A 25722-nucleotide genomic window follows, 5' to 3' on the forward strand; every position below is an offset into this window, starting at 1 on the left:
ATGATTAGATCATCTCTTCCCCACCCTTGCCACCGAGCACGATTTCACCGGCCTCGGCCATGCGCCGGGCAATGGTGAGCACTTCCTTCTGCGCCGACTCGACATCGCTGACCCGCACCGGCCCCTTGGCCTCGAGGTCGTCACGCAGCAGCTCGGCCGCGCGCTTGGACATGTTCTTGAAGATCTTCTCGCGCACACCCTCGTCGGCGCCCTTGAGCGCCACCACCAGCACGTCCGAGGAAACCTCGCGCAGCAGCGCCTGGATACCCCGGTCGTCGACATCCTTGAGGTTGTTGAAGACGAACATGAGGTCTTCGATCTGCCCGGACAGTTCTTCGTCGACCTCGCGGATGGAGTCCATCAACTGGCCTTCGGACGAGCTGTCGAGGAAGTTCATGATATCGGCAGCGCGCTTGACCCCACCCAGGGTCGTCCGGGTGGCGTTGGAATTGCCGGAGAACTGCTTCTCCAGAATGGTATTGAGTTCTTTCAGCGCTGCCGGCTGTACGGTGTTGAGCGACGATACGCGCAGGATGATGTCCAGCCGCGCCTTGTGCTCGAAATGCGCCAGGACTTCGCCGGCCTGGTCGGGGTCGAGGTAGGCCACGACGATCGACTGGATCTGCGGATGCTCGTAGCGAATGACGTCGGCCACGGCCCGTGGCTCCATCCACTTCAGGCTGTCCAGGCCGCTGGTGTTGCCGCCCAGCAGGATCCGGTCGATCAGGCCGTTGGCCTTGTCTTCGCCCAAGGCCGAGGTCAGCATCTTGCGGATGTAGTTGTCGGAACCGACGCCCAGACCGGTCTGATCGCCGACGACGGTGACGAATTCGCTCATCACCTGCTCGACCTGCTCACGGTGCACGTTGCGCATCTGCGCCATGGCCACGCCTACGCGCTGGACCTCCTTGGGGCCCATGTGGCGAAGCACCTGCGCCGCATCTGTTTCACCCAGCGACAGCAGAAGGATGGCGGCCTTGTCGACCTTGGTCAGCTTGGGGGTGACGGCTTGTGAACTACTCATCGGCATTGATCCACTCTTTCACGACCTGGGCCACTCGGCCCGGGTCTTCGGCCACAAGACTCTTGATCGCATTCAACTGGGCGTCATAGCCCTCAGTCGGGCTGGGCAGCAGAATGCTCTGCGGCCCACCCAGGCTGACCCGATCGTTGGCCAGCTCGCCGTCCATGCCCAGGGCAGCCACACCGCCCATCGCGCCGGCGGCGCCGAGTTCGGCATCGCCCGCCTTGCCTTTGCCACCGCCGGTGATGTTGTTCAGCACCGGACGCAGGACGCCGAACACCAGAACCAGGATGAACACCACGCCCAGCACCTGCTTCATGATGTCCCAGAACCAGGGCTCCTTGTAGAACGCAGGTGCGGTGATGACTTCCGCCGAGTTCGGCGCGAAGGGTACGTTGATCACGGTCACGCTGTCGCCGCGGCTGGCATCGAAGCCCACGGCGTCCTGCACCAGGCGGGTGAAACGGGCCAGTTCCTGAGCGTTCCACGGCGTCATGGTCACGGTACCGTCGGCCGGTTTGACCTTGGCCTGATCGTCGACCACCACCGCCACCGACAACCGGGTCAGACGACCCTGCTGCTGCTTGGTGTGGCTGATGGAACGGTCCAGCTCGAAATTCTTGGTCGACTGCTGACGCTTGTCGGCCGGATACGGTGCCAGCATCGGTTGGCCGGTGGCCGGGTCCATGATCTGCTGGCCGTTGGCGTCGAGCAGCGGCTGGCCCGGCTGGATGGCGCCTGCGGCGGCCTGGCCCTGAGCGGCATTCTGCGGCGCGGTGGCCGGCCCCGGAGGCTGGTTGCTCAAGGCCCCCGGCACGCCCGAAGGGCCCGAACCGCTGGAACGCTGCTCGCTGGTGGACTGCTCGCTGCGCAGGGCCGGCTGGTCCGGGTTGAACTGCTCGGACGTCGATTCGACGGCGCTGAAATCCAGGTCTGCCGAGACTTCGGCCTTGAACCGATCGCTGCCCACCACCGGCTGCAGAATGTTCTGCACCCGCTGAGTCAGCATGCTTTCCAGGCGACGGCTGTAGTCGTACTGCTTGCCGGCCATGGTCAAGGCGTTGTCTTCGAGCTGCGCCGAGAGCAGCGTGCCCTTCTGATCGACGACCGACACGTTCGACTTGTTCAGTTCCGGAACGCTGGTCGCCACCAGATTGACGATGGCCGCCACCTGCCCGGCGTCCAGGGTACGGTTGGGGTACATTTCCACCAGCACCGAAGCGGTGGGTTTGCGCTCGTCGCGAACGAACACCGAGCTTTTCGGAATGGCCAGGTGCACGCGAGCTGCGCGGATGTTGTTCAGGCTGCCGATGGTACGCGCCAGTTCACCTTCCAGGCTGCGGCGATACCGCGCGGTTTCCATGAACTGACTGGTGCCCAGGCCCTGCTCCTTGTCGAGCGATTCGTAGCCGACATTGCCGTCGCTGGGTGCCACGCCGGCCGAAGCCAGGGCAATGCGCGCGCGCGACTGATCGTCGGCCTTGACCAGCAAGGCGCCCGAGTTTGGTTCCACTGTGTAGGGAATGTTGGCGGTGGTCAGGGTATCGATCACCTGCTTGGTGTCCATGCCCGCCAGGCTGCCGTACAACGGACGGTAGTCGGGCTGCTGCGACCACAGGACCACGGCGAAGCCGATCGCCACGCTGGCCGCCAGGCCAACCAGCAGGCCGACCTGACGCAGCATGGTCATCTGTGACAGATTCTGCAGGACGGACAGACCCATGAGCGGCGATTTGTTGCCGCTCTTGGCCGGAAGATTGTCGGTGGTCGCTTCAGCCATGACTCAATTCGTCCTCAGACCGGCATCTGCATGATGTCTTGGTAAGCCTGGACCAGTTTGTTGCGCACCTGGGTCAAGGCCTGGAACGAGACGCTGGCTTTCTGCGAGGCGATCATCACGTCGGTGAGGTCGACGCCACTCTTGCCGATCTCGAAGGCAGTGGCCAACTGGCTGGAAGCGCCCTGTACGTCGGCGACCTTGTTGATCGCGCCACCGAGCATGTCGGCAAAGCTGCTGGTGCCGACTTCAGGCGCCGCAACCGCCTTGGGTCTGGCCATGGCGTCCGCCTGCATGGCGCGCATGTCCAGCATCAAGCGGTTGAATTCAATACCTTGGCTCATGGGGTAACCCTCTGCGACGACCTGCGTTTTTTTGACACTGCTGCATTCACTACAGAGGTAGTAGCAAGGAGGGTGCCAGTTGCAGTCGCAAGGTGGCCAAACGGATCGGCGGCGACAAATGACCGCACCGGCCGTCGCTCATCGGACGGCCTTCAAGAGGCGAACAGACTGGCCTCCACATCCATTCCGGCGTCACGCATCTGGGCCAGTTTGTAGCGAAGTGTGCGTGGGCTGATACCCAGACGCTCGGCGGCTTCCTTGCGCCGACCACGCTCGCTGCGCAGGGTGTCGATGATCATCTCGAATTCGCGTCGGCGCAGATCGTCCTCCAGCACGCCGGGGAGTACCGGCGGCTCGACAGGCGCGGGCGCCTGCTCCACCAGGCTCAACGCTGACGACGCAACTGCACCGACGGGCCCGGCCAGGCAGAAGTCGGCGGCCTGGATCAGGTTACCGTGCTGCAGGATCAACGCGCGCTGGATGGCGTTGTCCAGCTCGCGAACATTGCCTGGCCAGGGGTGATCGAGCAGGCACTGTTCGGCCTGGGGCGCGAAGCGCACGGGCGCGTGCTTCATCTTGTCGACGTGACGGGCCAGCAACCGTCGGGCCAGCGGCAGAATGTCGCCAGGCCGTTCGCGCAGCGGTGCCCAGGCCAGCGGGAACACCGAAAGCCGATAGAACAGGTCTTCGCGGAAACGCCCCGCCGCGACGTCTTGCGCAAGGTTGCGGTTGGTGGTGGCGATGACCCGGATGTCCAGGGCAATGGGCTTGCGCGCGCCGACACGTTCGACCTCGCGCTCCTGCAGCACACGCAGCAACTTGGCCTGCAGCCCCAGGGGCATCTCGGAAATCTCGTCGAGCAGCAGGGTACCGCCATCGGCCTGCTCGAACTTGCCGGCCTGGGCCGCAATGGCGCCGGTGAATGCGCCTTTCTCGTGGCCGAACAGCGTGGCTTCGAGCATGTTGTCCGGAATCGCCGCGCAGTTGATGGCAACGAAGGCCTGCTGCGCGCGGTTCGACTGTTGATGGATATAGCGCGCCAGCACTTCCTTGCCGGTACCCGACTCCCCGGATATCAGCACCGTGGAATCACTGCGCGCGACCCGCGCGGCCAGCTCGAGTAGAGCCTGACTGGCGGGTTCCAGCGCCACCGGCCCCTGCTCGCTTCCCGCCGGAACCAGACCACGACCATGCCGGGTCACCAGATCGAGCAACGCGCTCGGTTCGAACGGCTTGACCAGGTAATCGGCCGCGCCCTGGCGCATGGCATCCACCGCTCGCTCGACCGCGCCATGGGCTGTCATCAGCAGGACCGGCAGTTGCGGTTGGCGAGCGCGCAGCAGTGCCAGTAGCTGATGTCCATCGATTCCGGGCATGTTGACGTCGCTGATGACGATGCCAAAGGCTTCGCGTGCCACCGCCAGCAAGGCCTCCTCGGCACAGGTCACCGCTTCGAATTCGAAACCGCCCAGTTCGAGGGTATCGCCCAGCGCCTCGCGCAGGGCACGGTCATCCTCGACCAACAGCACCTTGATGTTCATCGAATGGGCTCCTGCTGAACGACCAGCGGCAAGGTCAAGGTTGCGCAGGTACCCCGCCCGACTCTGGAACGCAAGACCAGGTCACCCTGATGCGCGCGCGCCACAGCCTTGACCACCGACAGGCCGAGCCCGGTTCCGGTGGGCTTGGTGGTGAAGAACGGCTCACCCAGACGCGCCAGGATCGCCGGCGCCATACCAGGCCCGTCGTCGCTGACGCACAGGCGCAGCGTATCGCCGCGGGAATACAGGTGGACTTTCAAACTGACCTGGCCGCCGCTGGCCTGGATGGCGTTATTCACCAGGTTGAGTACGGCGCCTACCAGGGTGTCCTTGTTGCACAGCAGCTCACCGACGTGACTGTCGCATTGCCAACGCACAGGTACGTCCTGCACATGGGGCTGAGCGGCAGCCTGCAAAGCCTGCAGCAATTGCTTGGGCGCCAAGCGATCCGGGAGCGGCAGCTCGCCGCGGGCGAACACCAGCATATCGCGCACCTGATGCTCCAGCTCGTGCAGACGTTCCTTGAGGCGGCTGGCGAAACGCTGCTGGGTCTGGACCGGTAAAGGCTTGTCGGTCAGGTGGCTGGCGTACAGCAGCGCAGCCGACAGCGGCGTGCGAATCTGGTGGGCGAGCGAAGCCATCATCCGGCCCAGCGACGACAGGCGCTCGCTGCGCGCCACCTCACTCTGCAGCCGACGGGTTTCGGTCAGGTCGGTGAGCAGCACCAACTGGCCAGGCTCGGCATCGAGCGAGCGCGTGGCAATCGACAGGCGTCGCCCGTCGATCAAAGATATCTCGTGGCCGTCATCCCGGCGCGGCGCGAAACTGCGCACGATCACCTCACGCCACAGCTCGCCTTCCAGCGGTGCACCCAGCATTTCCAGGGCTGCTGGGTTGGCCTCGCGTACGTGACCGTGACCATCGATGACGATGACCCCGCCAGGCAACAGATCGAGCAGGTTCTGCAGGCGATTGGCGAGGCGTTCCTTTTCCGCCAGCTCGGCCAGGCGCTGCGCGCTGACCACTTCCAGCTCACCCTTGAGCGCTGCCACACGCTCTTCGAGCAGGCTGTAGGAGTCGCTCAGGCGATCGGACATCTGGTCGAACAGAGCGAAGGCCTGATTCAGACCCGGGCGGCTGTCGGGCTGCGCTGCTGGTGCGCAAACGTCGCGATGGGGCTGGGCAGCGGACGGCTGGATAGCGGCCTGTGGCATGGCTCTCTCTCACTTGGCTCACCGTCAAAAACGGTATCGTGACAGGGGCAAAAGCAATAGCCGTGCCGAATGAAACTCGAAAGGCGCAAGACAGGGGAAAGAATGAGGCGGATGCGCTGGGCTAAAGCCTGCGATTTCAGCGGCTTGGCGCGGTTAACACGAAGTATCAGAAAGGATGTGAAGCGCGGCCGCTGTCTTGCAAGCAGCGGCCGTTGCAGCCCCAGGCGTCAATCGTCTGCCTGTTGTTCTTCGCCCTCACCTTCACGCCGGCTCATGCCGTACTTGCGCATTTTTTCCACCAACGTGGTGCGGCGGATGCGCAGGCGCTCGGCAGCCCGGGCGACGATACCGTTGGCATCGTCCAGCGCCTGCTGGATCAGGCCTTGCTCTAAGCCACCGAGGTAGTCCTTCAGATCGAGGCCTTCGGGCGGCAGCATGGCGCTGGAAGCGAAGTCTGGCGTGTGGCCGTTGATCGCCACACGTTCTTCCAGATCGCTGCGCAGGCTGTCGACCAACTGCTCGTCTTCGTCGTCCACGTAGCGGAATTTCTTCGGCAACTCGACCACGCCGATGACGCCGTACGGGTGCATGATCGCCATGCGCTCGACCAGGTTGGCCAGCTCACGTACGTTGCCCGGCCAGCCGTGACGGCACAGTGACATGATAGCCGCCGAGTTGAAGCGGATCGACCCGCGCTTTTCATGCTCCATGCGCGAAATCAGCTCGTTCATCAGCAGCGGAATGTCTTCCACACGTTCGCGCAACGGCGCCATCTCGATGGGGAACACGTTCAGGCGGTAGTACAGGTCCTCACGGAACGTACCGACCTCGATCATGCTTTCCAGATTCTTGTGAGTTGCGGCGATGATGCGCACGTCAATACTTTGGGTCTTGTTGCTGCCCACGCGCTCGAATGTCCGTTCCTGTAACACTCGCAGCAGCTTGACCTGCATCGGCAACGGCATGTCGCCGATCTCGTCGAGGAACAGGGTGCCACCATTCGCCAATTCGAAACGACCGGCGCGGCTGGTAATTGCGCCAGTGAAGGCGCCCTTTTCGTGACCAAACAGCTCGCTTTCGAGCAACTCGGCGGGAATGGCGCCGCAGTTGACCGGCACGAACGGCGCATCGCGACGCTTTGAGTGGTAATGCAGGTTGCGCGCGACCACTTCCTTGCCGGTACCCGATTCGCCAAGGATGAGCACACTGGCGTCGGTATCGGCCACTTGCTGCATCATCTGCCGCACGTGCTGAATCGCGCGGCTGGTGCCGACCAGGCTGCGGAACAGGTTGGGTTCACGCTGACGGCCGCGTTCGCGGGCCTGGTCGTACATCTCGCGATAGACCTGGGCGCGGTGCAGGGAATCGAGCAGCTTGCTGTAGCTGGGCGGCATTTCCAGGTGGGAGAGCACGCGACGACGCAGGTCGTCGGGAAGCTCGACGGCGCCCGGATCACCCAGCAACAGCACCGGAAGGAATTCATCCCAGTTGGCCAGGGTCTTCAGCAGCCCGGCCAGATTGCCCGAAGACACGTCACCCACCAGAACGCAGAGCGCCTCGCGGCTGGACGACAGCGAGTCGACCGACATCTGCCAGTCGCCGCTGCCGCAGGCCAGGTTCTCTTCGCCAAGAAAGTTCAGGATGACCGCCAGATCCCGGCGGCGAACGCTATCGTCATCGATCAGCAGAATTTTCGTTTCACGCCACATGCAATAGCAACTTCCCTAGTCAACTCGAAGCCCGGAGGGCGCTCTCGACGTTTTTGGCCATGGTTTCAGCTAACAGACGCCAGACGAATCACAACAGCCACTAGTAAAGGCAAAAAAATCGACTTAGTCAAATTTATGGCGCAATGGCTGTCAACGGAACAGATGGTAAACCTTTGCAGCGTTCTTCGCTTGGTTGAACTGTGACATTTCGTCGACAACCGACTGACGCGCTAAACGAGTGACGTTGAGTAATTGACGGTAGACCTCGAGCAGATCTTCCAGGTGGCTGCGCAACTGGGAAGGGTCTTCCGGGACTTCCTGCAGCACGCTGTCGACGCAAGCGCGGCACTCGATGTCGAGTACGCCGATCGCATCCCAGTCTCCGGCCTGCATGGCGTCTACCAGGGCGTGGCGAGTCTGCTGAATCCGCTGTAGTGCACTCATGACGAACTCCTCAGGCCGGCAGGGCCGATTCGTGGCTGGCGATGGCGTCCCAGCCGCTCTTGACGGTGATCATCAGGCGAGCGACTTCGTCGATCAGTTGCGGATCGTTCTTGATGTTGGCTTCGGTCAGGCGTCCGGACATGTAGGCGTACAGATCATCGAGGTCCTTGACGGACTGTTCGTTGGCCGCCTTGGTGGCATCCAGCCCCTGGCGCAGACCGCCAATGATGGCGACGGCCTTGCCGAGCATCTCACCCTTCTGCGCTACCTGACCGCGGCTCAGCGCGCCCTTGGCCTGGGCCATGCGATCGAGGCTGCCCTGCATCAGCATCTGCACCAGCCGGTGAGGCGTGGCTTCGGATGTCTGGGCATGGGAATCGACCTTCTGGTATTGGCTCAGCGCTCTCATGGCGTTCATTGCGGTGGACCTCGTCACACAGTATTTGATGTTGTATCGCTTGATTACTATGTCGTCGCGGGCGGGGAAAACTTTAGCGGGCCTGGGGGAATATGCGCATGAAACTGAGATCAGGCCGATAACGTCGGCGATATGGAGGTGTTCGTGAAACGGCTGGATACGCAAAAGCCCGGTATGAACCGGGCTTCTGGAGTTTTGCAAAGCATCAATCGCTGTCGGTCTTGTTCAGCGCATTGAGCGTGGTCATGATGCTTTTGCTGGTGGCGTTCAGCTGCGCGACGAGGGTGTCCATGGCGGTGTATTTGGCATTCAAGGTGTCTGTCAGGTTACTGATCCGGCGATCAAGAGCCTTCTGCTGCTCGGTCAGTTTGGTCAGCGTGCCGGAGAGCGAGTCTGAACGTGACGCGAGAATGCCGCCTTTCACTGCATAGGAGTCGGTCGCCGTGGTCATGCGCGCAAGCAGGCCGTCCTTGCCCGTGAACATGTCCTGAATGGCTGCCACGTTGGCGGTATCGGCCATGGCCGTGTTCCACTTGGTGTCATCCATCACCAGCAGGCCAGTCTTCTGGTCGGTGTTGATACCGAACTGAGACAGTGTCAGCTTGCCGGAGCCCGAGGATGTCACCAGTTCGTTGCGCATCGACTGGATCAGGTGGCGCACGGTGGAGTCGCCGGTCAGCCCTCCTCCACTGGTCGTGCCGTCGGCCGCCGTACTGACCTTGGTCAGAGTGTTGAGCTGGGTCATGAGCGCGTTGTAGGCGTCCACGAATCCGGTAGTGGCTTTTTTCAGGGTGTCGGTATTGGTGGTGACGCTGATGGTCGTCTTTTCACCGCCCGCCTCCGACAGTTTGATCGACACGCCACTGATGGCGGCTGCCACCGTGTTGGTCGATGACTCCATCTCGATGCCGTCGATCTTGTATTTGGCATTGGTTGGAGCGGTGACGGTAGTGGTAGCGGTCAATTTGTCGAGCCCGCTGTCGGCATTGGCGGACATCGAAATTTCGGTGCCCGAGCCGGTGGTCGACGAACTGAGCACCAGACGCGAGCCGCTGGCGTCGGTGAGGATGTTGGCACTGATGCCGCGGCTGGCCATCTGGGTGTTGATCAGATCACGCGTCTGCGCCAGGGTGGCCTTTGCCGGAATGCTGATTTTGGTGTCCTTGCCCGATTGAGTGATCGTGAGGTCCTGAGCGGACGACGTGGCGTTGACCACCGCAGTGCTCTTGTCGGCATACACGCCGGAAGAAATCTTCGAGGCGCTGGCCAGCGTCGTTACTTCCAACGAGTAGGTGCCGTTGGAAGCAGAATCGGCCGCTGTCACCGACGCGACCTTTTCGTTGGACGAACCTGCGGTCAAACCGCTGAAGGTCGACGCCTTGTTCATCGCCGCGACGGCAGTGCGATAAGTCTCCAGCGCGCTTTTGACGGTACCTACGGCGGTTAGCGTCGTGGTAGTGGTCAGCGTCTGGGTATCGATCTGCTTCTGCTTGGGCGCCTTCTCGGCGTTGACCAAGGCCTTGACGATGGCTTCGGTGTCGATGCCCGAGCCCACGCCGCTGGACTTGATCGCGCCACTGGTGCTGGTCGAGCTGGTGGTGCTGCTGGTACTTGCGGTGCTGGCAGCCGTAGTAGTGGCTGTAGTGCCGGTAGTGGAGGAAACAGTAGCCATCGCAATCTCCTAGAATCGAGTCAGGCGTGTTTTTGACGGATACCGCCCCAAGCACACCCAGCTACATTTTTCGTGCCAGTTCAGATCTTCGCGTCGAACAGACCGCTGCGACCGTCCGCAAGGCTTTGCGCCAATTTGAGCGCGGCCTCCGTCGGCAACTGACGAATGACTTCACCGCTGTCCGTAGCGATGACCTTTACCACGACGGCATGCGTCGAGTCGTCGATGGAGAATTCCAGGTTTCGCTGTGAGGTGTTCACGTGCGCCTGGATATCCTTCACCGCTTGTTCCAATTCAGCCCGCTCGGGTGCAACGGGTTGCGCCGCGGGTTCGTCTTGCGTGACCTGCCGGGCAGGCAGGGAGGCGGCGCCGGCTGGCGCTGACGTGACGGCAAGAGGCGGTCTCGCTGTAACGCTCATGTCCATGTTCATCACCCCGAAAATCAAAAAACGGAAGGGTGCATGGGCACCCTTCCGTCAGTCAGCCAAGGGCCGAATTACTGAAGCAGCTTCAGTACCGACGATGGCAGCTGGTTGGCCTGAGACAGGATCGCGGTGGATGCCTGCTGCAGGGTCTGCTGCTTGGTCAGCTCGGCGGTTTCCGAAGCGAAGTCGGCGTCCTGGATACGGCTGCGAGCGGCCGAAGAGTTCTCGGAGATGCTCTGCAGGTTCGACACGGTGCTGTCGAAACGGTTTTGCACCGCACCCAGATCGGCGCGCTGGGAGTCGATGTTGGAGATCGCCTTGTCCAGTGCAGCGATGGCGTTCTGAGCGTTGAACGCGGTGGTGATGTCGGTTTCGCTGACCGAGGTCAGCTCGGAGGCTTTGCTCGACGAAGCACCGGCGGTGCCGGTGGCGAACAGGCCGGTAACGCCGACGCCAGCGACCGAGTAGCCTTTGGCCGAATCAAGCGATACTGCCCCGGTGGCGATGAAGGTGTCTGCAATACCTACCGCAGTGCCTGGAGTACCGCTGGCGTCTTTGGTTGCTACCGTCACGGTCGCAGCGGCGGCAGCCGCCCCGGTGACCGACGTATCGACACCGAACACGATGTTTTCGCCAGTGTCGGATTTGACCGACAGCGTGCCTGCCTTGCTGTCGTAGTTAACACTGATGCCCAGCTTCGCCGCGTTCGAATTCAACTGATCGGCCAGCGAGGCGGTATCGGTCACACCAACCATACTGACGGTTTCGCTGCTACCGACCTTCATGGTAAAGGTCGCCGGAGTGGTTGCGGCACCTGCGCCTACTACGAAAGATGCCTCGGTGCTTGCCTTGGCGGTCAGGCCGGGTACCGCACCGTTGAGCTGGCTGGCGATGGTCTTGGCTGACGCTTTTGGGTCAATAGTCACATCTTTAGTAGCACCCCCGCCGGTAACCTTGATGGCACCACCGGCTACACCGGCAGCCGACACGGCTACACCGATACTCTTGACCTGCTGCGAACCGATGGCGCTGGCAGACACGTCACCCAAGGTCACGTTGATGGTTTCGTTTGCGTTGGCACCGATTTGGAAAGCGGTGGAACCGAACGAGCCGTCGACCAGGTTGCGACCACCGAAGGTGGTGGTGTTGGCGATACGGGTCAGCTCGGAAGTCAGCTGGGTGTATTCGGACTGCAGGGAAGTACGGTCGTCGGTGCTGTTGGAACCGTTCGCCGATTGCAGAGCCAGTTCACGCATACGCTGCAGGATGTTGGTGGATTCCTGCATCGCGCCTTCAGCGGTCTGGGCGATGGAGATACCGTCGTTGGCGTTCTTGACTGCAACCGACAGGCCGTTGATCTGGCTGGTCAGACGGTTGGAGATCTGCAGGCCGGCGGCGTCGTCCTTGGCACTGTTGATTTTCAGGCCCGAGGAAAGACGGGTCATCGCGGTGCTCAGCGAATCGGAAGCCTTGTTCAGGTTTTTCTGAACGGTCAAGGAAGCGGTGTTGGTGTTTACGGATAAGGCCATGACAAATTCCTCGGGGTTGTTAGCTGTGGCTTCCGGCCCTGGCGAGCGCCGGGTGTGGCCTAGAGAACCTTCGTAGTAGTTATCGTCGGTTCAGCGCTTTGCTTGAGGGTGATTGCAATGTTTTTTCACCTTCGAGCCGCTGTAGCCGGAAAAAGCAAGCGTTGGCTTGATCTCTCTTGATAACTATTTCGTCCGGGGAAGGGGGAACTTGAGGGGGGATGCGTGGGAAAAGCGGGGATTTCTGGCGTCAACGGATAGACGGTCGCAGTGGCGTCGGTCGCGTTGGTAGATGCGCAGTGTGTATGGATGACCGCAGTGCGGCCGGACGCGGCTTGCGCCGCTGCTACATGGATCGCGGTGTTCGCGTGGGCGGGTAACGCGGTGTGAATGGACAACCGCGGTGTTTGCGTGGGCAGATACACGATGTGTAGGCACGACCGCAGTGCGGCCGGACGCGGCTTGCGCCGCTGCTACAGGGATCGTGTTGTCCGCGTGGACGGTTAACACGGCGGCGTGCAACGCGGTGGCCCGGATGAACAGCGTGTCGGTAGGCGGCCCAGGTTTTGTAGCAGCGGCGCGAGCCGCGTCGGCAGGCGGCGCGGTATCAGGGCCGGTAGATGAGCGCAGAGCCCCAGGACAGACCGACGCCGAAGCCGCTCAGGGCGACTCGCTTCCAGGAGGAATCGAGGATGTGCTTTTCCAGCAGCAGCGGAATGCTGCTCGATACCGTGTTGCCGGTCTCGACCATGTCCTTGATGAACTTCTCCGGCTCTTCCTCGAACCGCCGCGCCACGGCGTCGACGATCGCCGCGCTGCCCTGGTGGATGCAATACGCGTCGACATCGGCGCTGGTCAGTCCCGATTCGTCAAGCAGTTCATGCAAATGTGCCGGTACCTTGAGCAGCGCGAAGTTGAACACCTGACGGCCGTTCATGAAGAAAACGCCATCGGTCACCTTCAGATGCGGCGCGCCGGAACCGTCGGTGCCGAACTTGGCCTTGCCCAACTGCCAGGGCGCGTCTTCACCCATCCAGGTGGCGGTGGCCGCGTCGCCGAAAAGCATGGTGGTGTTGCGGTCTTCAGGGTCGACGATCTTGGAGTACGGGTCGGCGGTGATCAGCAGACCGTTCTTCAGGCCGGCCGCTTCCATGAAGCCCTTGAGTGCATAGATGCCGTACACATAGCCCGAGCAACCCAGGCTGATGTCGAACGCTGCGACGTGGGTTGGCAGGCCGAGCTTGTCCTGAACGATGGCGGCGGTGTGCGGCAAGCCCTCCTCGTCTCCGTTCTGGGTCACGACGATCAACGCGTCGATGGACTCGCGCGACAGCTGCGGATTGCTGGCGAACAGCGCGTTGGCCGCTTCCACGCACAGGTCGGAGGTTTCCTGGTCGGCAGCCTTGCGCGGCAGGAAGGCCGAGCCGATCTTGCCGATGATGAATTCTTCATCCTTGGCGAATTTGGCACCTTGGGCGTAGTTGTCCAGGCCTTCGGCAGGCACGTAACTCGCGATGCTTTTTATGCCAATCATTGTGGCTTCCCAATACAAAGGTAGCTGGAGGTCATCACGCGGGGCATGTGCGCAATGCCATCGAAAAGGGTGTCAGGCGGCGCCGACCTCTACGGGACAGCGCCAGCGCTGCCGAAAAACAAGCAGCTGCAGGCCGCTGATGCAGCGACCTGGCAATACATAAGGGTGAAGATGCACGATCCGACTCATTGGTCACAGGGATATTGTGCCATAGGCCGTAGGAAATGGCGCGACGCGGGGTGGTAGAGGAAAGACGGGGCTTGCGCCCCGCCACTCACAGCTTGTTGAACAGACTGAGCTGGGAGATCTTCGCGAAGGCCAGCTGCGAGGCTTGCAACATGGTCTGTTGCAGGCTCAGGGTGACCGAGGCCGTGGCGAAGTCGGTGTCGGCTATCGCGGACTGGGTGCCCTTGTTGGCAAGAGCCAGGCTGACGTTCTCGTCGTTCTGAATGGCCAGCGAATTGAGCCGTGCGCCAATCTGCCCGCGGGAGATGTCGATGTTCTCGTTGGCGCTGGCCAGGTTGCCCAGCGCCGAGTCGGTGGCATTCTTCAGCGCCAGCGCGGACTTGGCGTCCGTCACCGGTATCTCCAGAGCTGTCTTGAGCTGATGCAGGGTGTCCAGCACGTTCTGGGTCTTGTGGCTGTTGGCGTTGACGCTGAAGCTGTCACCCGCATTGGCCTCGCCGGAGAGCTTGAACGTCACGCCTGCAGCCGTGATCGTGCTGCCATCGGCGCCGACGGCCACCGTACCCCTGCCGATGGCCCGACTCGAATCGGTCAACGGCTGGGCGTAGAGCTCGTACTCGCTGCTGCTGGTGAACTTGATCACCGCCCCCCCGGCCGGGAAACCCGCCGCATAGCCCTGGGTATCGGTCACGTTCGCACTGACCAATTGCGCCGTGGACGTGTTAGCCGCGTTGCGCGTCAAACTGATGCTATCCGGCTTGCTGCCCAGGCTGAACGTGCGCCCGGCGATGTCGGCATCGGTGACGGTGCCCAGCTCGCTTTGCTTGGTGGCCACATCGATGTCGAATTCCACACCGTACAGGCTGACGGTGGTGCCGCCGTCGGCCTTCGGGTCGAAGGTGCCATTGCCGCTGACCTGGGACGTCACGTCCTTGCCGCTGCTGTTGGTGAGGGTGAACTGGGTGCTGCTGGTGAACGTCAACTTGTACGGCTGGCCATCGGTGAAGGCCTTGTTGTAGGTCGTCAGCGATTCCAGGCGGCCGTCGGACACCGTGACCCGGCCGTCGTCGACCACCGCGCCGTTGGCATCCACCGGCGCGGTCATGGTGGTCTGCGTGCGGCTGGTGTTCACCGCCGTTTCCAGAATGCTGTAGCCGGTGTCGTTGGTGGCCAGTTGCAGGGTGTCGGACACCTGCAGGCTGAGCTGGGTCTGGTCGCCCTGATAGGTGTAGCTGCCGTCGCTGTTCTGCACATAGGGCGGCGTGCCGGTCTTGGACCCGGAGAACATGTACTGGCCGTTGGAATCCTTGGTATTGAGCAGACCCAGGACGTTCTTTTCGATCTCGCCGATTTCGCTGGCGATCGACGTCCGGTCGGCGTCGCTCAGGCCACCGTTACCGGCCTGGATGGTCAACTCCTGCGCCCGCTGCAAGGCCGTCGTGATGCTGTCGAGCACACTCTCTTCCTGGGTCAGCGAGTTGGTGACGCTGGTCATGTTGCCGCTGTACTGGGTCAGCAAGCTGCTCTGCTGTTGCAACTGCAACAACTTGGCCGCGCCGACCGGATCGTCACCAGCACTCTGGATGCGGTTGCCCGAGCTGATCTGTGCCTGGGTCTTGGCGGTGTCCGAGAAATTCTGGGAATAGCCGGTCGCGCTGGTCTCGAAGTACTGAGAAGTGGAAATTCGCATGGTCGACTATTCCTTAGAGGGCGTTGATCAGGACGCTGAAGGTTTCCTGAGCAGCCTTGATGATCTGCGAGGACGCGGTGTAGTACTGCTGGAACTTCACCAGGGATGCCGCTTCGTCGTCCAGGTTGACGCCGGATACCGAGTCGCGATTGGTCTTGGACTGGGTCAACACGGCGCCGGTGGCCTTGGTGTCGACGGTGGCCTGGCTGGCCTTGGCGCCGACCCGCTCAACCAGTGAGGCGTAGGCACTGGTGAAGCTCATGCCGGGGTTGCCCGCCGTGGCGCCCACGGTGGCCTTGGTCTGCAACGCCAGCAGTTGCGTGGCATTGCGGTTGTCGGATTTGCCGTCGGCGTTGAACGACACGGTGTAGCTGTCGTTGACTGCAGGCGAGCCACCCACGGTGGTTTCGAAGGTGAAGGTCAGTTGCTTGCCGTCGGCGCCGTTGACCGGTTGGCCATCGGCACCCACCACCGGCACGGTCAGGCTCAGGTTGTTGCTCTGGCCGGGCACGATCGTGCCGCTGCCGATGCTGGTGCCCGAGGCATTGAACAGGCTGTAGCTCTGCGCACCGTCGGTGGTCTTGCCGAACACCAGCTTGACCGGCGACGAGGTTTCGATGCCGCTCTGCAACTGGCTCAGGGCCGTGCCGCTGTAGATGTCCAGCTTGCTGCTGAGCACCGGCTGGGTGAAGGTGCCGGTGCCCGAGTTGCCGACGGTCGCCGTGCCGGTGAGCGGCGCGGCGAAGGCCAGCTTGTTCGAGTCGGTCAGTGTATTGGTGATGGCGCTCGCGCCACTGCGGGTCGGCGTGACCACGAAGCTGTCGCCAGTCGCGACCTTGCCGTTCAGACCCAGGGTAACGCCATCGATCACCGGCGCAGGGTTCGTGCCCAGGTCGAAATTGCCCATGGAAGTGCCGTCGGAACGGGTCACGCTGTAGGCAGTGGCGCTGCTGAACTTGACGTTGTAATCGTAGATGGTCAGCTTGCTGGAATCGGCCACGGTGACATTGAGGTTGCCCGAACCTGCGCTGTTGTTGGACGACGCCAGGCTGCGGTTGGCAACGGCGGTCGCGCTGTTGATGCTGGAAAACAGCGAGGAGCCGAAGTCACCGTTGAGGTCGATGCCTTTGCCCAACTGGCTGTTCAGACTATCGGCGACGACGATTGCCGTGCGCCCCAGCTCGTTGATCGCCGGGTTCAGGGCATCGCTGCGAAAACGCAACAGGCCGCCGATCTCGCCGCCGGTGGTCACCGAGGTCACGTCGGTGCTGTAACCCTGATACTGGATGGTCAAGCCGTACTGGCTCTTGTCGGCCACGCCGGGCGTTGCCACCAGCGAGTTGGCCGAGCTGCCGGTGACCAGCGACTGCCCCGAACCCAGGTAGACATCGTAGTTGCCGTCGCGTTGCTGCACGGTCACGCCGACCAGCTCGTTGAGCTGGCGGACGTTCTCGTTGCGCGCATCGATCAGGCTGTTGGGCGTGGAACCGCTGCCCGACATCTCGGTGATCTGCCGGTTGAGCTCGGCGATATTGCCACTGAGCTTGTTGACCTGCCCGGTCAGGGTGGTCAGCGAGGCATTGATGCTGTCGTTCTGCTGACTGAACTGCGAGGAAATCGAGTTGAAGCGATTGCTCAGGGTCTGCGCCTGGGTCAGCAACAGCTGCCGCGCCGAGGTATCGCTGGGGTTGGCCGATGCGGTCTGCACGGCGGAAAAGAAGCTGCTGAGCACGGCGCTGATACCGGTGCTGCCATCGGACAGCAACTTATCGATGCTGTTGATCTGGGTGCTGTACGCGGTCGCGTCGGCACTCAGTGCAGTACTGGTCTGCAACTGGGTGTCCATGTAGCTGCTGTAGATGCGGCGCACGTCGGAAATGGTAGTGCCGGTGCCCAGATAGCCCACGCCGATGTTCTGCAAGCCACTGGCAGTATTCACCACCGACTGCCGGGAATAGCCGGCAGTCGCGACGTTGGCGATGTTGTTACCGGTGGTCGCCAGGGATGCCTGGCTGGACGCCAGACCGGACAGCCCAATGGAGATCAGATTCGACATGGGTTCAAACCTTATAGATTCGTGGTAGCGCTGGTGCTGCTGCGAGCGTAGTTCTCATAGCCTTGCATCTGCTTGGCGATCGAGGAGATCTTGCTGGCGTAGTTCGGGTCGGTGGCGTAGCCGGCCTTCTGCAGTTCCTTGACGAATTGTTCGGGGTTGTCCGCGGACTTGACCACGCCCTGGTAGCGGTCATTGTTCTGCAACAGGCTGACCAGGTCGTGGAAGCTGTCTTCGTATGAGTCGTAGGAGCGGAAATCGGCGGTTTCCTTGACCATCTGGCCATCACGGAACTCGCTGGTGATCGCGCGGGCGTTCTCGCCCTTCCAGTTGCCGGTCGCCTTGATGCCGAACAGGTTGTGGCTGTTGCTGCCGTCATCGGCGCGCATGATCGATTTGCCCCATCCGGTTTCCAGCGCCGCCTGGGCGACCAGCACCTTGGGATCGACACCGATGCGCGCTGCAGCTTTTTCGGCCATGGGCAGCATGGTCGCGATGAATTCGTCGGACGATCCGAAGGCGCGCTTGGCCGGCGCCAGGGGTGGCTGAGCGACGCTTTTCGCCAGGCTGCTGCCCTCGACCGCGGCACCGCTGCGTACGGCATTGGCAATGCTGTTGGCCGGTGCGCTGGCCGGGACGTTGATGAGGTTCTTGCTGCCGGTGGCGGCGCTCGCATCGGTCGCCGCCGACGGCACGATGCCGGCCACGAGACGGTCGGCCAGCTTGCTCGGCAGGGACAGGCGTCGCTGGTTCAGCAAGGCCATGTCGTTGTGCGCCGTGGTGCCGGCAGCCTTGGCATCGGCCGAGGCGTCGCGGGTGGCGCCCAGCGGCTTGGTCAGGCTGTTGTCGGCATGGGCGAACGGATTCGCCCCGGCACGGGCCACGCCCTTGGTCTTGGACAACTGGCGCATGAGCACGTCCTGCAGGCCAATGCCGCCGCCCTCCTTGGACAGGGTCACGGACAGCTGCTGGTCGTACATGGACTGGTATTGCTTGGTGGTTTCGGTGTTCAGCGGGTTGTCCTTGGCCAACACGTCATTTGCCGAACGCATGGACTTGAGCATTTCACCGAGGAACAGCGACTCGAATTCCTGGGCCACCTTGCGCAGGTTGGCCTCGCTGTCGCGATCCCCGACTTTCAACGAGCTCAGGCGATTGAGGTCTGTGTAAGCCCCCGAATCCCGTGTTCCCGATACTCCGCCATTCGGCATTTCCATCAGCTGCTACCTCAAATCACGATCAGGTCGGCCTGCAAGGCGCCGGCCTGTTTCAGGGCTTCGAGAATGGCCATCAAGTCACCGGGCGCCGCGCCTACCTGGTTGACCGCGCGGACGATCTCGTCGAGCGTGGTGCCAGGGCCAAACTTGAACATCGGTTTGGCTTCCTGCTGGGCGCTGACCCGCGAACGTGGCACCACCGCCGTCTGGCCGCCGGACAGAGGCCCGGGTTGGCTGACGATCGGATCTTCGGTGATGGTCACCGTCAGGCTGCCGTGGGTCACTGCCGCAGGCGATACCTTGACGTTCTGGCCAATCACGATGGTGCCGGTGCGCGAATTGATGATCACCTTGGCCACCGCCTGGCCTACATCGACGTCGAGGTTCTCGAGAATCGACAGGTAGTCCACACGCTGGCTGGGGTCGACCGGTGCAGTGACGCGTACCGAGCCCCCATCGACAGCTTGTGCAACTCCCGGGCCAAGTAGCTCGTTGACCTTGTCGACGATGTGCTTGGCCGTGGTGAAGTCAGGCCGGTTGAGGTTCAGCGTCAGGCTGTTGCCCTGGTTGAAGCCACTGGGCACGGAGCGCTCGACGCTGGCACCGCCAGGAATCCGTCCTGCCGACGGCACGTTGACGGTGATTTTCGACCCGTCGCGGCCTTCGGCGTCAAAACCACCGACGACCAGGTTGCCTTGGGCAATGGCGTAGACGTTGCCGTCGATACCCTTGAGGGGAGTCATCAACAGGCTGCCGCCGCGCAGGCTCTTCGAGTTGCCGATGGACGACACGGTGATGTCGATCACCTGCCCCGGCTTGGCGAATGCGGGCAGATCAGCGTGGATCGATACCGCAGCGACGTTCTTGAGCTGCACGTTGCCCGAGCCTGGCGGCACCTTGATGCCGAACTGCGACAGCATGTTGTTGAAAGTCTGCAGGGTGAACGGGGTCTGGGTGGTCTGGTCGCCGGTGCCGTTGAGGCCCACGACCAAGCCGTAGCCGATCAGCTGGTTGGTGCGCACGCCGGAAATGCTGGCGATGTCCTTGAGACGCTCGGCCTGAACGCCGAACGCGGCGGACATCAGCAGTGCAGCGGCGATCAGGTGCTTGAAGTTGAGCATGGACGGACGCACTCAGAAAGGAAACAGGGGGCTGGCGAAGAACCGGTCGAACCAACCCGGCTGACTGGCTTCGGCGAAGGAACCGGTGCCCGAATAGGTAATGCGCGCATCGGCCACCCGTGTCGAGGACACGGTATTGTCGGTGGCGATGTCATCGGCCCGGACCAGCCCCGCGATGCGCACCAGCTCTTCGCCAGTGTTGAGCGTCATCCACTTTTCTCCGCGGACAGAGATGATGCCGTTGGGCAGCACGTCGGCCACCGTCACCGTGACCGAGCCGGTCAGGCTGTTGTTCTGCGCCGCCGCGGCGGTGCCGTTGGTGGCGCGCGTGCCGCTGTAGCCTGCGTTGAGGCTCAGATCACCACTGCCCAACGGGTTGTTGGTGTTCACACCGGCGCCGAACAGCGAGGTCAGGCCCAGGCTGTTGCTGCTGTCCTTGCCGACCTTGGAGTTGGCACTCTTGCTGGCGCTGGTCCGCTCGTTGAGGGTGATGGTGATGATGTCGCCGACGCGGAACGCCTTGCGGTCGCTGTACAGGTTCTGCTCGAAGCCGGCCTGGTAGATCGAGCCGTTGTTGGCGGCGGCAGGCATCGGTGTGCGCGGCAGCACCGGGGCGTAGTACGGGTCGTTGGGCTTGGCCGGTGGCGCGACGCAACCGGTCAGCAGGGCCATTCCACTCAGGGCAAGAACAATCGAGACACGACGCATGACACAGACCTCACGGTGTAGCCGGCGCACTCGGCGCCCAGGTAGCTTGGGGATTACGGTTAGCCCAGGATTACAGGTTCTGGGTCAGGTTCTGCAGCATCTGGTCGGCGGTGGAGATCACCTTGGAGTTCATCTCGTAGGCACGCTGGGTGGTGATCATGTTGACCAACTCCTCCACGGTGCTCACGTTGGAGTTCTCCAGGGTGTTCTGCAGCACGGTACCCGCACCGTTCAGACCAGGGGTCGCTACCTGCGGCGCGCCGCTGGAGGCGGTTTCCAGGAACAGGTTGCCACCGATGGCCTGCAGGCCTGCCGGGTTGATGAAGTCGGCGGTCTGCAGGTTGCCAATCACCTGCGAAGCAGGGTTGCCGGCGGTGGTGATGGAGACGGTGCCGTCAGTGCCCACGGTGAAGGTCTGTGCGTCGTTGGGGACGACGATGGCCGGTTCCAGGGCCAGGCCCTGAGCGGTGACGATCTGGCCGTCGGAGTTCAGGTGGAACGTGCCGTCGCGGGTGTACGAAACGGTGCCGTCAGGCTGCATGACCTGGAAGAAACCGCGACCGTTGATGGCCATGTCCAACGGCTGCTCGGTGGTCTGCAGGCTGCCGGCGGTGAAGTTCTTCTGGGTGCCGACGATGCGCACACCGGTACCGACCTGCAGGCCCGACGGCAATTCGCTGTCCTGGGTCGACTGGGCGCCGGGTTGCCGCTTGATCTGATAGAGCAGGTCCTGGAATTCGGCGCGATCACGCTTGAAGCCGGTGGTCGATACGTTCGCCAGGTTGTTGGAAATCGTGGTCAGGTTGGTGTCCTGGGCCTGGAGGCCGGTCTTGCTGACCCAAAGTGCTGGAAGCATGTGTCATCTCCTGGAGCGCCTGGTTTACGGCGCGATCGCTACGCTGGAATTAGATTTGCAAGACCCGGGCCATGGCCTCGTCGCCTTCTTTGGCGGTGCTCATCATCTTGATGTGCAGTTCGAACTGCTTGGAGAGCGCCAGCACCGAGGTCATCTCCTCGACCGCGTTGACGTTGCTCGCCTCCAGGAAACCGGACTCGACCCGCACGGCGGCATCGGCGGGCGCCGGCTGGCCGCTGGTGGTGTGGATCAGGCCGTCCAGCCCCTTGGTCAGGGTTTTCACATCGGGATTGACCAGCTTGATGCGGTCGACCTGGGCCATGACGTTCGGCGCCTGGCCCAGACCGCGAATGCTGATGGTGCCGTCCATGCCGATCTCGATTTTCTCGTCCGGCGGAACGGCGATCGGACCGCCGTTGCCCATGACCGGCAAACCATTGCCGGCACGCAGCACACCGAGCGCATCGACGTTCATGCTGGCGGTACGCACATAGGCTTCGCCGCCGTCGGGTGTCTGCACGGCGATGAAACCGTTGCCGCCCACCGCCACGTCCAGGTCCCGTCCGGTTTCCTGCAACGCTCCACCGCTGAAATCGGTCGCCGGCCGTTCGGTCAGCGCGTAAGCCCGCGAAGGAAAGGTGTCGCCGAACACCGGCATGGAACGCGCCTGTTCAAGGTCACGCTTGAAGCCGGTGGTCGAAATGTTGGCCAGGTTGTTGGCATGAGCCTTCTGCGCCAGCGCGTTCTGGCTGGCACCGGTCATTGCCACGTAGAGCATCTTGTCCACAGGTGTCTCCCTCGACGGGCGAATGCCGTCTACTGCTGTACTGAGAGAGGTAGAGCAATATGCGGGCCAACTTTCGAAAGATCCCTGCAGCCCCTCTGGGACGGGGCCTGCGGCGATTCGGGAGAGACTAACTGGTAGCTTGACGCCGAAAAGTCGGCGCGGCATTGCCGCTAGCGGCAAGGGAAGAAAGGATTTACGTCACCCTGCCACGGCGAAGCGTGGCAGGTGTGCTGTCAACGACGGCAACCGGCGTTGCCGAAGGGCCCGGCAAAGCGCCGATACTGGGGGCCGGGGTCGACCTGACTGCACAGGTACCGACCGGTCGCCAGGCTCTGGTATTTGTACCAGGGCGCTGGCGCAGCGACCGCCATCGCACAGGTTGCCGCGATGACCAGGGCCGCACACAGACACCGCATCACTGCCCTACCCTCATCAGGTCATCTGAATGATGGTCTGCATGACGGTGCTTTCGGTGGAAATGGTCTTGGCGTTCGCCTGGTAGTTGCTCTGTGCCTTGATCAGGTTCACCAGTTCAGCGGTCAGGTCGACGTTGGAGTCTTCCAGCGATTGCGATTGCAGGTTACCCATGACGCCAGTATCCGGGGTGCCGATCACGGCAGTACCGGACGCGAACGACTCCTTCCAGTTGGTGCCGCCGTTGGGCGCCAGACCCTGCATGTTGGCGAAGCTGGCCATGGCGACCTGACCGATGACCTTGTTCTGGCCGTTGGTGAAGTTGGCGAACAGGTTGCCGGTACCGTCCACCGACAGGCCGGTGAGCTCACCGGTCGCATAACCGTTCTGAGTCTTGGCCGAGGTGGCGGAGGCCGAGTTGTATTGCGTGGTCGCCAGCATGTCCAGAGCGACGCCACCGGCATTGGCCGTTGCGCCGTTGGGCGTCCAGGTACCGTCGGCGCCCTTGCTGGCAGGCACCCAGCCGGCCAGGTTGAAGCTCTTGTCGGCGTTGATCCCCAGGCCGCCAGCTACCGGACCCTGATCGGGAACGATGAGGCTGCCATCGGATTTGAAGGTCAGCTTGTTCACCAGCGGTGTGGTGGACGTGGCATCGGCCGGGTTGCGACCGTCGATGGTGGTGTGCATGGTCCAGCTGTTGGCCACGTCGTCCTTGACGAAGTACTGGTTCATCTGGTGCGCGTTGCCCAGGCTGTCGTAGACGTCGGTGTTGAAGGTGTAGTTGTAGCTGCTGACGTTGCTCGGATCGAACGGGGTGATGGTCGGCTGCGCAGCGCTGGAATTCAGGTTGACGGTTTCGGCGATCTTGGAAGTGGCCTTGGGCTGCAGGTTGGACGAATCGATTTTCAGGTTGGTCAGCACGCCGGTCTGCACCACGCCGTCCTGTGCGTTGTAGCCCTGCAGGTTGTTGCCCGACACGTCGACGACGTTGCCGTCCTTGTCGCTGTAGAAGGCACCGGCACGGGTGTAGAGCTTCTGGCCGCCGTCGTTGAGCACGAAGAAGCCGTTGCCGTTGATGGCCAGGTCCAGGCTCTGCCCGGTCGAGGTGATGTTGCCCTGGGTGAACTGCTGCGATACGGCCGCTGTGGTCACACCGCTGCCGACGCTGGTCTTGCCGGCCGTGGCGCGGATCGACGCGGCGTACTGGTCGGCGAACTCGGCGCGCGAGGATTTGAAGCCGGTGGTAGCGACGTTGGCGATGTTGTTGCCGGTCACGTTGAGCGCCTTGTTGGCTGCCGAAAGACCGCTCAAGCCGATGTTGAAAGTCATGCTGTACTCCTGCGCCGAACGAAGCGGCTCAAATTCCGATGGTTTGGACTTTCGACAGCGCGACGCTACCCAGTCCAGCGAGGTTGAGGGTCAGTTCACCACCATTGGTGCCCATCGTGACGCTGTTCACCGTGGCGGGCAGGTAAGTGCTCATGGCCGTGGCGGTACCGTCGACGGTGGCTGCGGCCTTGAAGGTGTAGGTGCCGGCAGCGGCGACCGCGCCGTTGCTGTCCTTGCCATCCCAGGTGAAGCTGGCGTTGCCGGCCGACTGGCTGCCCAGATCGATGCTGCGCACCAGGTCGCCTTTGCTGTCGTAGACACCAACCGTGGTGTTGCTGCTCGACGAGGTCAGCGCCACGGAGCCGGTGAGGCCCTTGGTGGGGTCGACCACGGCGGTGTCGGTCTGGGCGATGACCGAGCGGCCGACCAGGGACGAGGCCTGCAGCGCCTGGGACGATTGGTAGTTGCTGGCGATGGTGCTCACCGACGAATTCAGGCTCTGCATGCTTTCCAGGCTGCTGAACTGCGCAAGCTGGGCGACGAACTCGCCGTTGTCCTGGGGATCGAGCGGGTTCTGGTTCTGCATCTGGGTCACCAGCAACTGCAGGAACGCGTCCTTGCCCAAGGCACTGCCGGCGGTGCCGGTCGAGCTGTTGGTGCTGCTGGTGGTTTTCTGCAATGAGTCCAGGACCGAGGAGCTCACGCCGGTAGTACTGCTGGTAGTCGTCATCTGCGCTCGCCTCTATCACTGACCCAGGGTCAGGACCTTCTGCATCATGGTCTTTGCGGTGTTCATCAATTCAGCGTTGGTCTGGAAGGAACGGCTGGCCGAGATCATGTCGGCCATTTCCTCGACCACGTTGACGTTCGGGTAGTAGACGTAGCCGTCCTTGTTCGCCGCCGGATGGTTGGGCTCGTAGCGCGCCTCGAGGTTGCTCTGGTCCTCGACCACGCCGGTGACCTGCACGCCCTGCCCCGCCGAGTCCTGGTCCTGGAACAGCGAACCGCTGTCGCCGTTCTGCTGGCCCTGGAGCATGGTGGCGAACACCGGGTGCCGCGCACGGTAGGTCTGGTCGATGCTCGAGGACACGGTTTCGGCGTTGGCGATGTTGCTGGCCACGGTGTTCAGGCGCGTGGTCTGGGCACTCATGCCGCTACCGGCGATGTTGAAGACACTGGCAAGGGACATGGCTTACTCTCCGCGAAGGGCCGATACCAGCCCTTTGAACTTGCTGTTGAGCAGGGTGAAACTGGCCTGGAAGTTCACCGAGTTCTCGGCGTAGTTCGATTGCTCGATCTGCGCATCGACGGTGTTCTGGTCCAGCGATGGCTGGGTGGAAACGCGGTACTGCAGCTCCTCGTCACCCGAGCTGAATCCCTGGGCGGCGATGTGCTTGCCGTTGGTGGTCTGCAGGCCGAAGGCACCTTTGCCGTTCTGCTCGCTCTGAGCGGCCAGCACCGAGGCGAAATCCAGGTCACGAGCCTTGTAGTTGGGGGTGTCGGCGTTGGCAATGTTGTTGGCCAGCACTTCGGCGCGCTTGGCGCGAAACCCCAATGCCTGCTCGTGAATGCCCAGCGCTTTGTCGAAACTGATGCTCATGTTGGTACCTATGCGGCAGACCAGATGGTTCGTGCAGGATAGGTAGCAATGACTGTGCCAAGTCCCGAAATGCCCGCCCTGTGCGGGTTGCGGGCCGGTCAGCCGAGGGGTGATGCCAGAAAAGCGGCAAGAA

At 62.5% G+C, this 25722-nt stretch carries 23 protein-coding genes; all 23 read right to left on the bottom strand.

The window, feature by feature from the left end:
• Window positions 1-4 precede the first annotated feature (4 nt).
• The 23 genes from fliG to flgB all read right to left on the bottom strand — a co-directional run bounded on the left by fliG (window position 5) and on the right by flgB (window position 25589).
• Window positions 5-1024, bottom strand: coding sequence for a flagellar motor switch protein FliG (fliG, locus tag BLV18_RS13415; protein WP_043193255.1), 1020 nt, complete (start codon window positions 1022-1024; stop codon window positions 5-7).
• On the bottom strand, window positions 1017-2804 hold the full coding sequence (gene fliF, locus BLV18_RS13420) for a flagellar basal-body MS-ring/collar protein FliF (RefSeq protein WP_090359199.1): 1788 nt from the start codon (window positions 2802-2804) through the stop codon (window positions 1017-1019). The genes fliG and fliF overlap by 8 nt, the downstream gene beginning before the upstream one ends.
• Before the next feature lie 14 nt (window positions 2805-2818).
• The gene (gene fliE / locus BLV18_RS13425; protein WP_090359201.1) at window positions 2819-3145 is read right to left on the bottom strand and encodes a flagellar hook-basal body complex protein FliE; all 327 of its coding nucleotides are present in this window, start codon (window positions 3143-3145) and stop codon (window positions 2819-2821) included.
• 152 nt (window positions 3146-3297) lie between these two features.
• On the bottom strand, window positions 3298-4686 hold the full coding sequence (locus BLV18_RS13430; protein WP_090359203.1) for a sigma-54-dependent transcriptional regulator: 1389 nt from the start codon (window positions 4684-4686) through the stop codon (window positions 3298-3300).
• Window positions 4683-5900 carry a sensor histidine kinase gene (locus BLV18_RS13435; protein WP_090359205.1) on the bottom strand — a complete coding sequence of 406 codons (1218 nt, stop codon included), beginning with the start codon at window positions 5898-5900 and terminating at the stop codon, window positions 4683-4685. The genes BLV18_RS13430 and BLV18_RS13435 overlap by 4 nt, the downstream gene beginning before the upstream one ends.
• Window positions 5901-6127: 227 nt before the next feature.
• Window positions 6128-7609, bottom strand: a complete 1482-nt coding sequence (locus tag BLV18_RS13440) for a sigma-54 dependent transcriptional regulator (RefSeq protein ID WP_056843548.1) — start codon at window positions 7607-7609, stop codon at window positions 6128-6130.
• A gap of 150 nt (window positions 7610-7759) precedes the next feature.
• Window positions 7760-8053 (bottom strand): flagellar protein FliT, encoded by a 294-nt coding sequence (locus tag BLV18_RS13445; RefSeq protein ID WP_049858802.1) that lies wholly within the window; start codon window positions 8051-8053, stop codon window positions 7760-7762.
• A 10-nt stretch (window positions 8054-8063) separates the two neighbouring features.
• Window positions 8064-8471: a flagellar export chaperone FliS gene (gene fliS / locus BLV18_RS13450; RefSeq protein ID WP_049858803.1), complete on the bottom strand. Its 408-nt coding sequence runs from the start codon at window positions 8469-8471 to the stop codon at window positions 8064-8066.
• 205 nt (window positions 8472-8676) lie between these two features.
• The gene (gene fliD / locus BLV18_RS13455; RefSeq protein ID WP_090359207.1) at window positions 8677-10143 is read right to left on the bottom strand and encodes a flagellar filament capping protein FliD; all 1467 of its coding nucleotides are present in this window, start codon (window positions 10141-10143) and stop codon (window positions 8677-8679) included.
• Between the two features lie 80 nt (window positions 10144-10223).
• Window positions 10224-10568 carry a flagellar protein FlaG gene (locus tag BLV18_RS13460; RefSeq protein ID WP_090362276.1) on the bottom strand — a complete coding sequence of 115 codons (345 nt, stop codon included), beginning with the start codon at window positions 10566-10568 and terminating at the stop codon, window positions 10224-10226.
• Between the two features lie 71 nt (window positions 10569-10639).
• Window positions 10640-12097 carry a flagellin gene (locus BLV18_RS22610; protein WP_090359210.1) on the bottom strand — a complete coding sequence of 486 codons (1458 nt, stop codon included), beginning with the start codon at window positions 12095-12097 and terminating at the stop codon, window positions 10640-10642.
• A gap of 604 nt (window positions 12098-12701) precedes the next feature.
• The gene (locus tag BLV18_RS13470; protein WP_049858805.1) at window positions 12702-13628 is read right to left on the bottom strand and encodes a ketoacyl-ACP synthase III; all 927 of its coding nucleotides are present in this window, start codon (window positions 13626-13628) and stop codon (window positions 12702-12704) included.
• 274 nt (window positions 13629-13902) lie between these two features.
• The gene (locus BLV18_RS13475; protein WP_090359213.1) at window positions 13903-15504 is read right to left on the bottom strand and encodes a flagellar hook-associated protein 3; all 1602 of its coding nucleotides are present in this window, start codon (window positions 15502-15504) and stop codon (window positions 13903-13905) included.
• A gap of 13 nt (window positions 15505-15517) precedes the next feature.
• Window positions 15518-17560: a flagellar hook-associated protein FlgK gene (gene flgK, locus BLV18_RS13480; protein WP_049858807.1), complete on the bottom strand. Its 2043-nt coding sequence runs from the start codon at window positions 17558-17560 to the stop codon at window positions 15518-15520.
• Between the two features lie 11 nt (window positions 17561-17571).
• Window positions 17572-18774, bottom strand: coding sequence for a flagellar assembly peptidoglycan hydrolase FlgJ (gene flgJ, locus BLV18_RS13485; protein ID WP_090359215.1), 1203 nt, complete (start codon window positions 18772-18774; stop codon window positions 17572-17574).
• Window positions 18775-18785: 11 nt separating this feature from the next.
• On the bottom strand, window positions 18786-19895 hold the full coding sequence (locus BLV18_RS13490) for a flagellar basal body P-ring protein FlgI (RefSeq protein ID WP_049858809.1): 1110 nt from the start codon (window positions 19893-19895) through the stop codon (window positions 18786-18788).
• Window positions 19896-19907: 12 nt separating this feature from the next.
• Window positions 19908-20603: a flagellar basal body L-ring protein FlgH gene (gene flgH, locus BLV18_RS13495; RefSeq protein ID WP_049858810.1), complete on the bottom strand. Its 696-nt coding sequence runs from the start codon at window positions 20601-20603 to the stop codon at window positions 19908-19910.
• Window positions 20604-20673: 70 nt separating this feature from the next.
• Window positions 20674-21459 carry a flagellar basal-body rod protein FlgG gene (gene flgG, locus BLV18_RS13500; protein ID WP_049858811.1) on the bottom strand — a complete coding sequence of 262 codons (786 nt, stop codon included), beginning with the start codon at window positions 21457-21459 and terminating at the stop codon, window positions 20674-20676.
• 49 nt (window positions 21460-21508) lie between these two features.
• Window positions 21509-22246, bottom strand: a complete 738-nt coding sequence (locus tag BLV18_RS13505; protein WP_049858812.1) for a flagellar basal body rod protein FlgF — start codon at window positions 22244-22246, stop codon at window positions 21509-21511.
• A gap of 432 nt (window positions 22247-22678) precedes the next feature.
• Window positions 22679-23989, bottom strand: coding sequence for a flagellar hook protein FlgE (gene flgE / locus BLV18_RS13515; protein WP_049858813.1), 1311 nt, complete (start codon window positions 23987-23989; stop codon window positions 22679-22681).
• Window positions 23990-24017: 28 nt separating this feature from the next.
• Entirely contained in the window at window positions 24018-24719 is a 702-nt protein-coding gene (gene flgD / locus BLV18_RS13520) for a flagellar hook assembly protein FlgD (RefSeq protein WP_090359220.1), read from the bottom strand.
• A 15-nt stretch (window positions 24720-24734) separates the two neighbouring features.
• Window positions 24735-25178: a flagellar basal body rod protein FlgC gene (gene flgC, locus BLV18_RS13525; protein ID WP_049858815.1), complete on the bottom strand. Its 444-nt coding sequence runs from the start codon at window positions 25176-25178 to the stop codon at window positions 24735-24737.
• A gap of 3 nt (window positions 25179-25181) precedes the next feature.
• Window positions 25182-25589 carry a flagellar basal body rod protein FlgB gene (gene flgB / locus BLV18_RS13530; RefSeq protein WP_090359222.1) on the bottom strand — a complete coding sequence of 136 codons (408 nt, stop codon included), beginning with the start codon at window positions 25587-25589 and terminating at the stop codon, window positions 25182-25184.
• Window positions 25590-25722: the final 133 nt, after the last annotated feature.

It is taken from the genome of Pseudomonas coleopterorum (genome assembly GCF_900105555.1).
Taxonomy (GTDB): domain Bacteria; phylum Pseudomonadota; class Gammaproteobacteria; order Pseudomonadales; family Pseudomonadaceae; genus Aquipseudomonas; species Aquipseudomonas coleopterorum.